Source organism: Frigoribacterium sp. ME-P-080 (genome assembly GCF_030209595.1).
Classification (GTDB): Bacteria; Actinomycetota; Actinomycetes; order Actinomycetales; family Microbacteriaceae; genus Frigoribacterium.
Window position 1 is genome coordinate 726825 of the sequence record NZ_JARVRR010000002.1, and the last position, 13901, is coordinate 740725.

10 protein-coding genes and 1 tRNA gene are annotated in these 13901 nt (G+C 70.6%); 10 read left to right on the top strand and 1 reads right to left on the bottom strand.

From position 1 onward, the window contains the following. The first annotated feature begins 119 nt into the window (after positions 1 to 119). The 5 genes from QRN23_RS04895 to QRN23_RS04915 all read left to right on the top strand — a co-directional run bounded on the left by QRN23_RS04895 (position 120) and on the right by QRN23_RS04915 (position 6548). Positions 120 to 1232: a YlbL family protein gene (locus QRN23_RS04895; RefSeq protein WP_123571541.1), complete on the top strand. Its 1113-nt coding sequence runs from the start codon at positions 120 to 122 to the stop codon at positions 1230 to 1232. Between the two features lie 100 nt (positions 1233 to 1332). Continuing rightward, the gene (locus tag QRN23_RS04900; protein WP_082460570.1) at positions 1333 to 4278 is read left to right on the top strand and encodes a UPF0182 family membrane protein; all 2946 of its coding nucleotides are present in this window, start codon (positions 1333 to 1335) and stop codon (positions 4276 to 4278) included. A gap of 135 nt (positions 4279 to 4413) precedes the next feature. Continuing rightward, positions 4414 to 4487: transfer RNA gene (locus tag QRN23_RS04905), tRNA-Met, on the top strand. A 103-nt stretch (positions 4488 to 4590) separates the two neighbouring features. After that, entirely contained in the window at positions 4591 to 5685 is a 1095-nt protein-coding gene (locus QRN23_RS04910) for a glycerate kinase (RefSeq protein ID WP_267659432.1), read from the top strand. Next, positions 5682 to 6548, top strand: coding sequence for a carbon-nitrogen hydrolase family protein (locus QRN23_RS04915; RefSeq protein ID WP_056049178.1), 867 nt, complete (start codon positions 5682 to 5684; stop codon positions 6546 to 6548). Before QRN23_RS04910 ends, QRN23_RS04915 begins: the two co-directional genes overlap by 4 nt. Here the strand turns inward: QRN23_RS04915 and QRN23_RS04920 are convergent. Then, entirely contained in the window at positions 6534 to 7733 is a 1200-nt protein-coding gene (locus QRN23_RS04920) for an aminotransferase class I/II-fold pyridoxal phosphate-dependent enzyme (protein WP_123571723.1), read from the bottom strand. The genes QRN23_RS04915 and QRN23_RS04920 overlap by 15 nt on opposite strands. A 144-nt stretch (positions 7734 to 7877) precedes the next feature. Here QRN23_RS04920 and QRN23_RS04925 point away from each other — a divergent pair, with 144 nt between their 5' ends. The 5 genes from QRN23_RS04925 to QRN23_RS04945 all read left to right on the top strand — a co-directional run bounded on the left by QRN23_RS04925 (position 7878) and on the right by QRN23_RS04945 (position 13854). Beyond that, complete coding sequence (locus tag QRN23_RS04925) at positions 7878 to 9581, top strand: S1C family serine protease (RefSeq protein ID WP_285062746.1); 1704 nt, start codon at positions 7878 to 7880, stop codon at positions 9579 to 9581. 175 nt (positions 9582 to 9756) lie between these two features. Continuing rightward, positions 9757 to 10800: a glycosyltransferase family 2 protein gene (locus tag QRN23_RS04930; protein ID WP_267659435.1), complete on the top strand. Its 1044-nt coding sequence runs from the start codon at positions 9757 to 9759 to the stop codon at positions 10798 to 10800. A gap of 6 nt (positions 10801 to 10806) precedes the next feature. Then, positions 10807 to 11613, top strand: coding sequence for a CDP-alcohol phosphatidyltransferase family protein (locus QRN23_RS04935; protein WP_056048611.1), 807 nt, complete (start codon positions 10807 to 10809; stop codon positions 11611 to 11613). Further along, on the top strand, positions 11610 to 12497 hold the full coding sequence (locus tag QRN23_RS04940; RefSeq protein WP_056048607.1) for a glycosyltransferase family 2 protein: 888 nt from the start codon (positions 11610 to 11612) through the stop codon (positions 12495 to 12497). Before QRN23_RS04935 ends, QRN23_RS04940 begins: the two co-directional genes overlap by 4 nt. Positions 12498 to 12549: 52 nt before the next feature. Continuing rightward, a complete protein-coding gene (locus QRN23_RS04945) occupies positions 12550 to 13854 on the top strand; it encodes a CDP-glycerol glycerophosphotransferase family protein (RefSeq protein WP_285062747.1) in 1305 nt (434 codons plus the stop codon). Positions 13855 to 13901 lie beyond the last annotated feature (47 nt).

The window sequence follows — 13901 nt, forward strand, 5'->3', positions numbered from 1 at the left end:
GACTACGCTAGCTGCTGGCCGCACGAAGATCCTGGGATTCGGCCACCGCTCCGGGGGCGTCGCTCCGCTCGTGGCGAACGCGACCCGCGCCTCCCCGGCCGATCCCGAAAGGACCCTCCGTGGCCTTCTTCACGCCCCCGCGCACCGCCCCCTCGTCAGCACGCCGAGCGAGCAGGTTCGGCTGGCCCCTCCTGGGTGTCGCCGTCGTCTCGGCCGTGGTCCTGAGCCTCCTCCCGGGGCCCTACCTGATCGAACAGCCCGGCCCCGTGTTCGACACCCTGGGCAGTGCCGAGTACGAGGGTTCGTCCCAACCCCTGATCACCGTGTCGGGCCACGAGACCTACCCCACCGCGGGCACCCTCGACCTGCTGACCGTGAGCGTGCAGGGCAACCAGGACGTCCGGCCGGGCTGGGTCGACGTCGTCCGCGCGTGGGCAGACCGTAGCCGTTCGGTCATCCCGGTCGAGGCCGTGTACCCGTCGGGGGTGTCGAACGACCAGGTCGACGAACAGAACGCCGTCGACATGCAGAACTCCCAGAAGTCCGCGATCGCCGCGGCGCTGATCCACGAGGGGTACGCCGTCCCCAGCGCCGTGACGGTCAGCCAGGTCTCCGAGGGGAGCCCTGCCGAGGGCGTCCTGCGCGAGGGAGACGTCCTGGTCAGCGTCAACGGCACCAGTCTCGCCACCGATGCGGACGTGGACGTCCTCCGCGGCCTGGTGGCGGCGAACGGGGCGTCGACGCCGGCGGAGGTGGTCCTCGAACGCGCGGGGACGAGCATGACCGAGCAGGTCACCCCGCAAGAAGTCGACGGCACGCCGCTCCTCGGCGTCGGGGTCAGCGTGGACTACACGTATCCCTTCGACGTCACGCTCAAGCTCGACCAGGTCGGTGGACCGAGTGCCGGCATGATGTTCGCGCTCGGCATCATCGACAAGACGACACCCGGCGAGCTCACCGGCGGCGCGAAGGTCGCGGGCACGGGCACGATCACGGCCTCGGGCGAGGTGGGTGCCATCGGCGGCATCCGACAGAAGCTCTACGGTGCTCGCGACGCCGGGGCGACCGTCTTCCTGGCGCCGTCCACGAACTGCTCCGAGGTCGTCGGGAACGTGCCCTCCGGGCTGGACGTCTACTCGGTCGCCACGTTGGACGATGCGGTCACTGCGCTCGAGACGGTCGCGGACGGCGGCGACACGTCGTCCCTGGCCACCTGCACGGCCGGTCGATAGCGTTCGTGCAGCCCGCGCAAAGCTGAGAAGGGGACGCTGGGTCGGCCAGGCTCGACACGTAGGATGGCCGTCCACGTCCCCGTCAGCCAGGAGTCCACCCTTGACGTCACCCGCATCGTCGCGAACCGCACGACGCTCGCCCCGATTGCCCGTCCTGGTCACGGTGGCCGTCCTCGCCGCCCTGGTCATCGCCTTCTTCATCTTCTCGTCGCTGCTGACCGACTACCTCTGGTACCAGCAGCTCGGGTTCACGGGAGTGCTCACGACACAGTGGATCTCCCGCCTCGTGATGTTCGCGGTCGGCTTCGTGGCCATGGCGGTGCCGGTGTACGTCAGCATCGAGGTGGCCTTCCGGTTCCGGCCGGTGTACGCCAAGTTGAACTCCCAGCTCGACCGCTACCAGCAGGTCATCGAGCCCCTGCGTCGGGCCGTCGTCATCGGCGTCCCCGCCGTCCTCGGCCTCTTCGCCGGCATCGCCACGTCGACGCAGTGGCAGACCGTCCTCGAGTGGATCAACCGCACCCCCTTCGGTCAGACCGACGCGCAGTTCGGGCTCGACATCGGGTTCTACGTCTTCGAGCTGCCGCTCTACCAGGCCGTGGTCGGCTTCGCCTCGGCCGTCGTGCTCATCGCCGGCATCGCCGCCGTCGCGACCAGCTACCTCTACGGTGCCCTGCGCTTCACCGGTCGCGAGGTGCGCATCTCGAAGGTCGCGCGCATCCAGTTGGCCGTCACGGCCGCCGTCTACCTGCTCCTCCAGGGCGTGAGCCTCTGGCTCGACCAGTACGCGACCCTGTCCGACGGAACGAACAAGCTCCTCACGGGTGCCACGTACACCGACGTCAACGCGGGCATCCCCGGCAAGCAGATCCTGGCCGGCATCGCGGTGGTCGTGGCCGTCCTGTTCATCGTGACCGCGATCGTCGGCCGCTGGCGCCTCCCGGTCATCGGTACGGCCGCGCTCATCATCATCAGCATCATCGTCGGGGGCATCTACCCCTGGATCGTCCAGCGCTTCACGGTCGAGCCCAGCGAGCGGACGGTCGAGTCGCCGTACATCGAGCGCAACATCCAGGCGACGCGTGAGGCGTACGGCGTGGCCGACGTCGAAGAGCAGACCTACGATGCGAAGTCCGACGCCGAGGCCGGCGCCCTGGCCGGTGACGCCGTCACCACCGCGAACATCCGCATCATCGACCCCGCACTCGTGACCGACGCCTTCGCCCAGCTGCAGCAGTACCGCCAGTACTACAGCTTCCCCGAGCAGCTCGCGGTCGACCGGTACACGATCGACGGCAACGTGCAAGACACCGTCATCGCCGTGCGCGAGCTGAACACCTCGCAGCTCGGCAACTCGGCGACCCCCTACAACACGACCTTCGTCTACACGCACGGCTACGGCGTGGTGGCGGCCTACGGCAACCAGCGGTCGGCGGACGGCCAGCCGGTCTTCCTCGAGTCCGGCATCCCGGTGACGGGTGCCCTCGGCGACGCCGGCGACTACGAACCGCGAATCTACTTCGGCCAGGAGTCGCCCACCTACTCGATCGTGGGTGGCGACGGCGGCAACGACATCGAGCTCGACTACCCGTCGGGCAGCAACGACAACGGCACCAACGAGACGACGACCTTCGAGGGAGACGGTGGGCCCAAGCTCGACAACGTCTTCAAGAAGCTCATCTACGCCATCAAGTTCCAGTCCGAGCAGATCTTCCTGTCCGACGCGGTGAACGACCAGTCGCAGATCCTCTACGACCGTGACCCCACCGAGCGCGTCCAGAAGGTCGCTCCCTACCTCACCATCGACAGCGCGCCGTACCCCTCCGTCGTCGACGGCAAGGTCGTCTGGATCGTCGACGGCTACACCACGACCAACGAGTACCCGTACTCGAAGCCGCAGGCGTTGTCCGACGCGATCGCCGACACGTACAACGACCGCCCGGTGTACGCCTCGAACAACATCAACTACATCCGCAACTCGGTCAAGGCCACGGTCGACGCGTACGACGGTTCGGTCAAGCTCTACGCGTGGGACACCAGCGACCCGATCCTGCAGACCTACGACAAGATCTTCCCCTCCACGCTGTCGCCGCTGAGCGACATGTCGGCCGAACTGCTCCAGCACGTCCGCTATCCGCAGGACATGTTCAAGGTGCAGCGGGCGATCCTCGGCACGTACCACGTGACGGACGCCGACTCGTTCTACTCGAGCGACGACGCGTGGGTCACGCCCAACGAGCCGACGAGCAACGCCCAGAACCCGCCGTTGCAGCCTCCGTACTACCTGACGCTGCAGCTGCCCGATCAAGACCCTGCGTTCTCGATCTACTCGACGTACATCCCGCAACAGTCGGGTGAGAACGCCCGGAACGTGCTGACGGGCTATCTCGCGGCGAATGCCGATGCCGGGTCGACGCCGGGCGAGATCTCGTCGGACTACGGCAAGCTGACGCTGCTGGCCCTGCCGCGCACCGACACGCTGCCCGGTCCCGGACAGGTGCAGAACAACTTCAACACCGACACGGCCGTGGCCAACCAGCTCGCTCTCCTCACCCGGGGTGACACGAGCGTCGTCCGAGGCAACCTGCTGACCCTGCCGGTCGGCGGTGGTCTGCTCTACGTCCAGCCGATCTACGTGAAGTCGAACTCCGAGACGTCGTACCCGGTCCTGCAGCGCATCCTGGTCTCGTTCGGAGACAAGATCGCCTTCGAGGACACCCTCGACGGCGCCCTCGACTCGCTGTTCGGCGGCAACTCGGGTGCGACCGCCGGAGACAACGGCGTGCCGACCACGGGTGACGGGACCGACGGCACGGGCACCGGCACCGGCGACGGAGCGACCGACGGTGGCACGGCGACCCCCGACACCGGCGGCACCGGATCGGGTACCGACAACGCGGCGCTCGACCAGGCCCTGGCCGACGCTCAGCAGGCCCTGACCGACCGTGCCGCGGCCTACGCCGACAACGACCTGGTCGCGGCGGCGGAAGCCGACACGCGCCTCCAGACCGCGCTCGAGGACGCGGTCGCCGCCAGCGGTCAGTAGGCCCGAGCGGTGATCGTCGACCCCCCTTCCGGCATGCCGGGAGGGGGGTTCGTCGTCGATCCAGCGTGGTGGGTGCCTCTTCCGGTGGCTCGATTGGACGGGGGCCGAACGGCGTGCTAGAGTCATTTCTTGTGCCGCGGGGTGGAGCAGTTCGGTAGCTCGCTGGGCTCATAACCCAGAGGTCGTAGGTTCAAATCCTGCCCCCGCAACAAGAACGATGAAGGCCCCGGTCGAATGACCGGGGCCTTCTTCGTGTCTTCGTGCGCGTGATCGGGTCTGTGCCCCGGCCGCCGATCATGCCAAGGTTGAGGCATGTCGAGACTCCGGGTGGTCATCGCGCCCGATTCGTTCAAGGGATCCCTCGGCGCACCAGAGGTGGCGGCGGCCCTCGCTGCCGGCTGGTCACGATCACGGCCGGACGACGTCGTCGTCACCCTGCCCTTGGCGGACGGCGGCGAGGGCACCCTCGACGCGTTCGAGCGGGCGTGCCCCGGGAGCGTCCGCCACGAGAGCGTCGTGGAGGGCCCTGACGGCCGCCCGGTCGACGCCCCCTGGCTCACGCTGCCCGACGGTACGGCCGTCGTCGAGCTCGCCTCGTCCTGCGGGCTCGGCCTGCTGAGCTCACCTGCGCCGCACGACGCGAACACCCGCGGCCTGGGTGACGTCATCCGTGCGGCCGTCGACGCCGGAGCCACCCGACTCGTCGTCGGCCTCGGAGGCAGCGCGTCGACGGACGGGGGAGCGGGCGCTCTGACGGTCCTCGGTGCCCGCATCGTGGATTCCCTGGGGGAGCCCGTCGCCTCGGGCAACCACGGCCTCACGACAGCCGCCCGGGTCGATCTGTCGGGTCTCATCGCCCTCCCGCCCGACGGCGTCACGCTGTTGGTCGACGTCGACAGCCCCCTGCTCGGTCCCGACGGTGCCGCGGCCGTGTTCGGGCCGCAGAAGGGTGCCTCCGTCGACGACGTCCTCGCACTCGAGCAGGGTCTCGAGCGTTTCGCGAGCCTCGTCGACGTCGATCCCACGACGCCCGGGGCCGGGGCCGCAGGAGGAACGGGTTTCGGTCTGCTCGCCTGGGGTGCCCGTCTGCAACCCGGAGCGGTCGCCGTCGCCGAGACGGTCCGTCTCGCCGAGGCCCTGGCCCACGGTGACGTCGTCGTCACCGGAGAAGGATCGTTCGACGGTCAGACCGCCGCCGGGAAGACCGTGTCGCTCGTGCGTCGGATGGCCGACGCCGTCGGAGTACCGGTCGTCCTCGTCGCCGGTGCGGTCGACGCGCCTGCGGACGGCTTCGCGGACGCCGTCTCGACCACGCAGGTGGCCGGGGGCGTCGCCGAGTCCACGACCCGCGCCTCCTACTGGGTGGGCGAGGCCGCCGCCCAGGTGGCGGGGCGGTGGGCGCGATGAGCGCCGGCAGGACACCCGAGGTCGTCGTCGCGGTCGTGCAGACCGCACCCGGCGACGACCCGGCGAGCAACCGGCGGACCATCACGGACCTCACCGAGGAGGCGGTCCGCCGCGGAGCACAGGTGGCGGTCTTCCCTGAGTACTCGTCGTATTTTTCCCCCGACCTGGGCCCGGCGTACCTCGAGGCCGCGGAATCGACGGACGGGCCCTTCGTGCGCCATCTGACCGCGCTGGCCGACCGGCTCGGCGTCGTGGTCGTCGCCGGCCTCGTCGCCGTCTCGCCCGACCCGGCCCGGTTCGAGAACCTGCTCGTGGCCGTGGCGCCCGGTCGGGGCGTCGTCGCCCGCTACTCGAAGCAGCACCTCTACGACGCGTTCGGTGGGCAGGAGTCCCGGTGGATCGTGCCGGGCCCGTTGGCCGTCGCCGCGACCTTCGAGGTCGGCGGGCTCGTCTTCGGTCTGCAGACCTGCTACGACCTGCGGTTCCCCGAGGTCACGCGGACGCTCGTCGACGCCGGGGCCGACGTCGTCCTGATGCCGGCCGAATGGGTGCGCGGGCCGCTCAAGCAGCACCACTGGACGACCCTCCTGACCGCTCGTGCGCTCGAGAACACCGTGTACGTCGCCGCCGCGGACCACGCACCGCCGATCGGCGTGGGCTGCAGCACGATCGTCGACCCGACGGGCGTGGCCGTCGCCTCGGTCGGGGACGAGGTCGACGTCATGGCAGTGGCCGGGGTCTCGGCCGACCGGATCGCCGCCGTGCGGCGCCTGAACCCGTCCCTGGCCCTGCGTCGGTACGACGTGGTCCCGCGCCGCGTGGGGGCCGGCGAGACCTCCACGGAGCGCTCAGACCGAGAGTGACGCGAGTCGGGCCGCGGCCTGCTCGAGCACCTCGACGCGCTTGCAGAAGGCGAAGCGGACGAGGGACGACTGCTCGGCGGCGAGCGCCGGGTGGCAGAAGGCGCTGATCGGCAACCCGACGACTCCGACCGATTCCGGGAGGCGCCGGCAGAGCTCGGCCGCGTCGTCGAACCCCAGCGGAGCGGCGTCGGCGACCACGAAGTACGAGCCGCGGCTCGCGCGCACCGCGAAGCCGGCCCGACGCAGCCCGTCCGACAGCACGTCTCGCTTGTGGGCCAGCGTGCGAGCGATCCCGTCGAAGTAGGCGTCGGGAAGTCCGAGTCCGACGGCGATCGCGGGCTGGAAGACCGAGCCGTTCACGAAGGTCAGGTACTGCTTGACGGCGACGATGCGGTCGACGAGTTCGGCCGGACCGGTCAGCCAGCCGATCTTCCACCCCGTCGTGTTGAAGGTCTTGCCTCCCGACGAGATGCTGATCGTCCGGGCCGCCGCTCCGGGCAGAGTGGCGAACGGCACGTGTGCCGCTCCGTCGAAGAGCAGGTGCTCGTAGACCTCGTCGGTGACGACGAGCGCGTCGTGCTCGACGGCGAGTTCGAGCAGGAGGCGCCTGGTCGCGTCGTCGAGGACGCTGCCCGTGGGGTTGTGCGGGTCGTTCAGCACGACGAGGCGGGTGCGCGGTCCGAAGGCCCGTCGGAGTTCGTCCGGGTCGACGACCGAGTCCGGACCCCGGAGCGGGACGGTGACGTGGACGCCGCCCGCGAGCCCGATGACGGCTCCGTACGCATCGTAGAAGGGCTCGAGCGTCACCACCTCGTCACCGCGGTCGACGAAGGCCAGGATCGTGGCCGCCAGCGCCTCGGTCGCCCCCGCGGTCACGAGCACCTCGCGTCGCGGATCGAGGTCGATGCCGTAGAACCGCCTCTGGTGGGCGGCGACGGCGTCGAGGAGGACGGGCATGCCCCGGCCCGGCGGGTACTGGTTGAGGCCCGAGCGCAGTGCCTCGTGCGCCGCCTCGAGGACCTCGACCGGGCCGTCCTCGTCGGGGTATCCCTGCCCGAGGTTGATGCTGTCCGTCGCCGTGGCGAGCGCCGACATCTCGGCGAAGATGGTCGGGGCGAGTCGACCGGCGGCGTCGAGGAGCATGGCGCCGCTCGCCGCGCGTTGCCAGGGTGCTTGAGGAGTCATGATCCCGTCACCGTAGCCGCGGTGGAGGGGCTCTGGGGAGGTCCCGTCCAGCCGCCGCATAAGCTGGGCGCAGTCCGCTCACAGGCTCGCCGTATGATCCGCCCAGCTTGGGCGACCAGGCTGTCAGGGCTTGGAAGGAGCACCATGACCGACACCCCCCGCCACGACGACGCCGACGACGGAGCACCGCGCACGCCCGAGGGCACCGCCGACGGTTCGCAGGGCGTCCCGGGCACCGACCGGGCCACGAACGACGGTGCCCAGCCCACGACGCCGTACCCGGCGGACCAGGGCGTCACCTACGGTGCTCCGCCTCTCCCCGGCAGCACGCCGCGAGCGGGCGAGTTCGAGTCCGGCCCCGACGGGCGCCGGAACGACGACTCGCAGCCTCGACCCGGCTCGTTCCCGCATCCGTCGTCTCACCAGCAGGCGGGTCCCTACCAGCAGCCCGGTTCGTACCAGCAGACGGGTTCGTACCAGCAGTCCGGGGACCCTCAGCAACCCGGTTCCTACCAGCAGCCCGGTTCGTACCAGCAGCCGTCCTCCTACCAGCAGGCCGGGACCGACCCCTATCGGCAGCCGGACTCCGACCCGTCGGCGTTCGCGTACGACACGACGAACTCGTACGCGGCGGCTGGTTGGCAGGCGCCTGCGGAGAAACCGAAGAAGAGCCGGCGTGGTGCGGGGTCCGTCGCGGCGGCCCTCCTGGTCGGCGTCCTCGTCGGAGGCGCGGCGGGCGGCGGCGTCGCCGCGGTGCTGTCCCGCGACTCCGGGGCCGGCGTCTCGGCCACGGGTCAGTCGCGAGACCTGACGGTCAACGACTACGACGACGCGACGGTCGTCACGGCGGTGGCGGCGAAGGCCACGAAGTCGGTCGTCACGATCAACGTGACGGCGGGCGAGTCCGGCGGCACCGGCTCGGGCGTCATCCTGAGCGACGACGGCTACATCGTCACGAACACGCACGTCGTCACCCTCGACGGGGCGAGTGCGTCGGGTTCCGTCACCGTCACGCTCAGCGACGGCAGCATCCTGCCGGCCGAGGTCGTTGGCCTCGACCCCACCGTCGACCTCGCCGTGCTGAAGGTCGACGCGACCGGGCTCACCCCCATCGACTTCGCCGACTCGTCGGAGCTGAACGTCGGCGACACCGCCGTGGCCATCGGCGCACCGCTCGGTCTGTCGAACACGGTGACCGACGGCATCGTCTCGACCCTCAACCGCAGCATCACCGTGCAGTCCTCGGCCGCCCCGACGGACGGCAGCGACCAGGGCCAGCAGAACGACAACAACGGCCAGGGGCCCTTCTCCTTCAACAACGGCGACGGCGGCACGCAGAACCAGGCCAGCTCGGTCATCTCGCTGCCGGTCATCCAGACCGACGCGTCCATCAACCCGGGCAACTCGGGCGGTGCGCTGCTCGACTCGCAAGGAGAGCTGATCGGCCTCAACGTCGCCATCGCCAGTTCCGGAGAATCGTCCGGCAGCATCGGCGTCGGGTTCTCGGTGCCGTCGAACCTCGTGCAGCGCGTCGCCAAAGAGATCATGGCGAACGGGAAGGCCAGCCACGGCCTCCTCGGCGCCAGCGTGAACGACGCCACGAGCGACGCGGCCGCCACCCGGGTCGGGGCGCTCATCGTCCAGCTCAGCCCCGGTGGTGCGGCGCAGAACGCCGGCCTGCGGCAGGGCGACGTCGTGACCGAGTTCAACGGCGTGCCGATCAGCGACCGGACGGACCTCACGGCGCAGGTCCGGTTCCTCGCCGGTGGCGCGACGGCCGACCTCACCTACGTCCGGGACGGGAAGACCGACACCACGAAGGTGACCCTCGACACCCTGACCTCCTGAGGCTCTGCCCGGTCGGTGCGGCGGGGTGGGGACGCGACGGCGTCCCAACGGGGGTCGGGACGCGACGGCGTCCCGGCCCCCGTTGGCGTGTTGCTAAGCTCGCCACGATCCCTGCGGCCGTCCGCAGTCCCGACCCGCGCCTCCCCGGCGCTCACGAGCCCGAGGAACGCGATCCATGCAAGCAGGCGACGCCACCCGACCCGGTGTCTCGTACGTCATGCCCGTCCTCAACGAAGAGCACGAGATCCGGGCGGCGGTCGAGAGCCTGCTCGACCAGGACTACGAAGGCCCGTTCGAGGTGATCCTGGCCCTGGGTCCGAGCGTCGACCGCACGAACGAGGTCGTGGCCGAGATGTCGACTGCCGACCCGCGTGTCCGCAGCATCCCCAACCCCGTCGGTTCGACGCCTGCCGGGCTCAACGTGGCCATCCGGGCCTCGGTCCACCCCGTCACGGTCCGCGTCGACGCCCACTCGGTGCTGCCTCGCGACTACACGCGCATCGCGGTCGAGACCCTCGAACGAAGCGGGGCCGACAACGTGGGCGGCATCATGGCCGCCGTCGGGCGCACCCCCTTCGAGAAGGCCGTCGCCCGCGCCTACGGCAGTCGGGTCGGCCTCGGTGGGACGCCGCACCACGTCGGTGGGGCCGAGGGGCCGACCGACACGGCCTACCTGGGGGTGTTCCTGCGGCACCGTCTGATCGAGGTCGGCCTCTTCGACGAGGGCGTCAAGCGCGGTCAGGACTGGGAGCTCAACCGCCGGCTCCGGGCCACGGGCGGCATTGTCTGGTTCACCCCGCGGCTCGTGGTGACCTACCGTCCGCGACCGAGCCTGCGCAAGCTGGCGCGCCAGTTCGTCGCCACCGGGCTCTGGCGGGGCGAACTGGCCCGACGCTTCCCCAAGGCGAACACCGTGCGGTACCTGGTCCCTCCCGCCATGGTGCTCGGCGTGGCGCTCGGTCTGGTGGTCGGCCTGACCGGCCTGGTCGGCCTCGCCCTCGGCACCGCCCTCGGGTGGGCCACGCTCGCCCTCGTCGTACCCGGTGTCTACGTCGTCTTCGTGCTCGCGGCCGCTCTGCTCGCCGCCCGCGGCGACGACCTCCGCACCCGGCTCTGGTTTCTCGTAGTCTTGCCTTCCATCCACTTCGGGTGGGGCGTCGGCTTCGTGCTCGGCTTCCTCGACCTCACGAAGAACATCACCGCCCAGACCGGAAGGTAGCCGCCGATGACCGCGCTGCCCACCAGACCGAGCTCGATCGCCGAGCTGCGACGCGTCGCCCAGCCGCCCGAGGTGCGCAGCCGCGCGAACGCCGAGCACTGGACGGCCTCGCTGTACCTGCGCGACGTCTCGCCCTACCTGACCTGGTGGCTGCTCAAGACCAGCGTCTCGGCGAACGGCGTGACCGGGTTGATGATCCTCGTCGGCTGGTGCACCGCCCTGTCGCTGCTCGTGCCGGGCATCACCGGTGCCCTGCTCGCCCTCGTGCTGGGCCAGCTGCAGATGCTCGTCGACTGCTGTGACGGCGAGGTGGCCCGCTGGCGCGGAACGAGTTCGCCGGCCGGGGTCTTCCTCGACAAGGTCGGCCACTACTCGACCGAGGCGCTCATCCCGATCGTGCTGGGCGTCCGTGCCGCCGGGTTCCCCTTCGAGACCCCGGACGACTTCCTCTGGACGACCGCCGGCTTCGCCCTGGCCCTCGTGATCGTGCTCAACAAGGCCCTCAACGACATGGTCCACGTCGCCCGGGCGAATGCGGGCCTCGCCCGGCTCGAAGACAAACGAGGAGGCGCGACCCAACCGAGCGGGCGCCTCCTGTCCCGACTGCGCAGCGCCGCGCGCTTCGTGCCGTTCCATCGGCTGTACCACTCGGTCGAGCTGACGATGCTCGTCTTCCTGGCCGCGATCGTCGGCCTCGTCGTGGGCGGTGTCACCGCCGACCGCGTCCTGCTCGTCGCCCTGCTCCCGCTGTCGGTGCTGGCGTTGGTCGGCCACTTCGTCGCCATCATGGCGTCGAAGCGGGTGCGCTCCTGAGTGAGGTCCGGCCCCGGGTCGGAGTCGTGAGCCTGACCCAGGGGCGACGTCCGCGCGACCTGGCTCGGGGATTGGCCACGATGCTGGCCCAGCGCGACGTCGAGCTGGACGTCGTCTGCGTGGTGAACGGACGAGACGCCGCGACCGCCGAGGTCGAGGTCCCGACCGGGGTCCGTCTGCTCGAACTCGCCGAGAACGTGGGCATCCCCGCCGGCCGCAACCGAGGAGCCGAAGCGGTCTCGGGCGAGTGGATCTTCTTCCTCGACGACGACGCGAGCCTGCCCTCCGAGCGGTTCCTCGCCGACGCCGTCGCGTTGATGCGGGCCCGACCCGAGATCGGGCTCCTGCAGCCGCGGGTCGTGGACCCCGACGGCGCCGCGAACCCCCGCCGCTGGACGCCTCGACTGCGCAAGGGCGACCCTCGCCGCTCGAGCGACGTGTTCTCCGTCTGGGAGGGGGCCACCCTGCTGCCCCGCGACGTCTTCGACGCCTGCACCGGCTGGGGGGAGCCGTACTTCTACGCGCACGAGGGCATCGAGCTGGCGTGGCGGGTCTGGGCCCAGGGCAGGCGCACCTGGTACGAGGGCTCGCTCGTGGCGAACCACCCGGCCATCGACCCGGCGCGCCACGCGGACTACTACCGTCTGAACGCCCGGAACCGGGTCTGGCTCGCCAAGCGCAACCTGCCCTGGCCGTTGGTCCCCGTCTACGTCGCGTCCTGGACCGGGGTCCAGCTGCTGCGCTGGGCACGCACCCCGCAGCGCCTGCGGCCCTGGTTCGCGGGCTGGGTGGAGGGGTGGCGAGAGGCGCCGGGCGGTCGACGCTCCATCGGTTGGGTAACGGTCCTCCGCATGTCCAGGGCCGGTCGACCTCCGGTCCTCTAGGCTTTCCGGGGTCCGGCGCCGATCGGGTGACGGACCGACCCGAGGAGGGCATGTGCCGCTGACCCGAGACCTGGGGCTCGCCTGGAGCCTCGCCCGCCGGGCCGTCCGTTCCCGCAGCAGTCGACGTCGGCTGGAGCGCGACCCGCGGGTCGCGGTGACGCCGGCTCCGGGCACCGTGCGCGTCGCCGTGTACTTCGCCGACACGGCCGTCAACATGTACCAGATCCGCCAGTGGTACGCGCCTCTCGCCCACCTGGCCGAGACCTTCCCCGTCGCCATCGTCGTCCGTTCGCCGGGCACCATGGTGACCATGCTCGACGAGAGCCCGGTACCGCTGGTCTACGCCCGCAAGGTGGCCGACCTCGAGGACTTCGTCGCCGCTCAGCCGCTGGCCCTGACCCTGTACGTCAACCAGAACGCCAAGAACTTCCAGATGATGCGGTACGGCCGCATGTGGCACGTCTTCGTCAACCACGGCGAGAGCGACAAGATGTACATGACGACGAACCAGTTCAAGGCCTACGACTACGCCTTCGTCGCGGGCGACGCCGCCAAGGACCGCCTCGCCGCCAAGCTCTGGGACTACGACCTCGAGAAGCGCGCCGTGCCCATCGGACGCCCGCAGGCCGACCACTTCTCGGGCGAGGTGCCCTACCCCGACGACGACCGCCTCGTCGTGCTCTACGCCCCGACCTGGGAGGGTGACCGTCCCGCGGCCGCGTACGGGTCGATCGCGACGCACGGTCTCGCCCTCGTCAGGGCCCTGCTGGCCTCGGGGCGTCACCGGGTCGTCTACCGGGCGCATCCGCGGAGCGGCGTGCTCGACCCCGAGTACCGGCGGGCGCACGAGGCGATCATCCGGGCCCTTGACGAGGCGAACGCGCGTGATCCCGACGCCCACCACGTCCACGACGTGGGGCCCGAGCTCGGCTGGCAACTGGCTGCGGCCGACGTCGCCGTGACCGACATCTCGGCGATGGTCTACGACCGCCTGGCCACGGGCCGTCCCCTCGTCGTGACCCGTCCGGTCGCCGTCGAGGCCGACGTCGACGAATCGGGCTACCTCGGTGACGCCGAGTGGTTGACGGCCGACGGTGCGGGCGACATCGTCGCCCTCGTCGATCGGGTCGTCGACGATCCGGAGGCGCGGGGTCGCCTCGAGCACTGGGTCCGTCGTCACTTCGGTGACACGTCGCCCGGAGCGGCCACGCATCGGTTCGAGAGCGCGGTGGCGCGCCTCGTGCAGCTGCGTGACGACTACGCGGCGCGCCGGCCGTCGACCGATGACCCACGTTCGACCGGTTCGGCGGGCGACGCCGAGCAGGAGGCCGGCGACGCGGAGGCGTCCGACCTCTGACCCCCGGCACCGCACGCGAGGGGTCTGAGGCACCAGGGCTTTCATGT

Bases quoted from the DNA above. Each gene is read 5' to 3' on its own strand.
- QRN23_RS04910 (WP_267659432.1), top strand. From the start codon at position 4,591: ATGTCGAGACTCCGGGTGGTCATCGCGCCCGATTCGTTCAAGGGATCC.
- QRN23_RS04915 (WP_056049178.1), top strand. From the start codon at position 5,682: ATGAGCGCCGGCAGGACACCCGAGGTCGTCGTCGCGGTCGTGCAGACC.
- QRN23_RS04920 (WP_123571723.1), bottom strand. From the start codon at position 7,733: ATGACTCCTCAAGCACCCTGGCAACGCGCGGCGAGCGGCGCCATGCTC.
- QRN23_RS04925 (WP_285062746.1), top strand. From the start codon at position 7,878: ATGACCGACACCCCCCGCCACGACGACGCCGACGACGGAGCACCGCGC.
- QRN23_RS04930 (WP_267659435.1), top strand. From the start codon at position 9,757: ATGCAAGCAGGCGACGCCACCCGACCCGGTGTCTCGTACGTCATGCCC.
- QRN23_RS04935 (WP_056048611.1), top strand. From the start codon at position 10,807: ATGACCGCGCTGCCCACCAGACCGAGCTCGATCGCCGAGCTGCGACGC.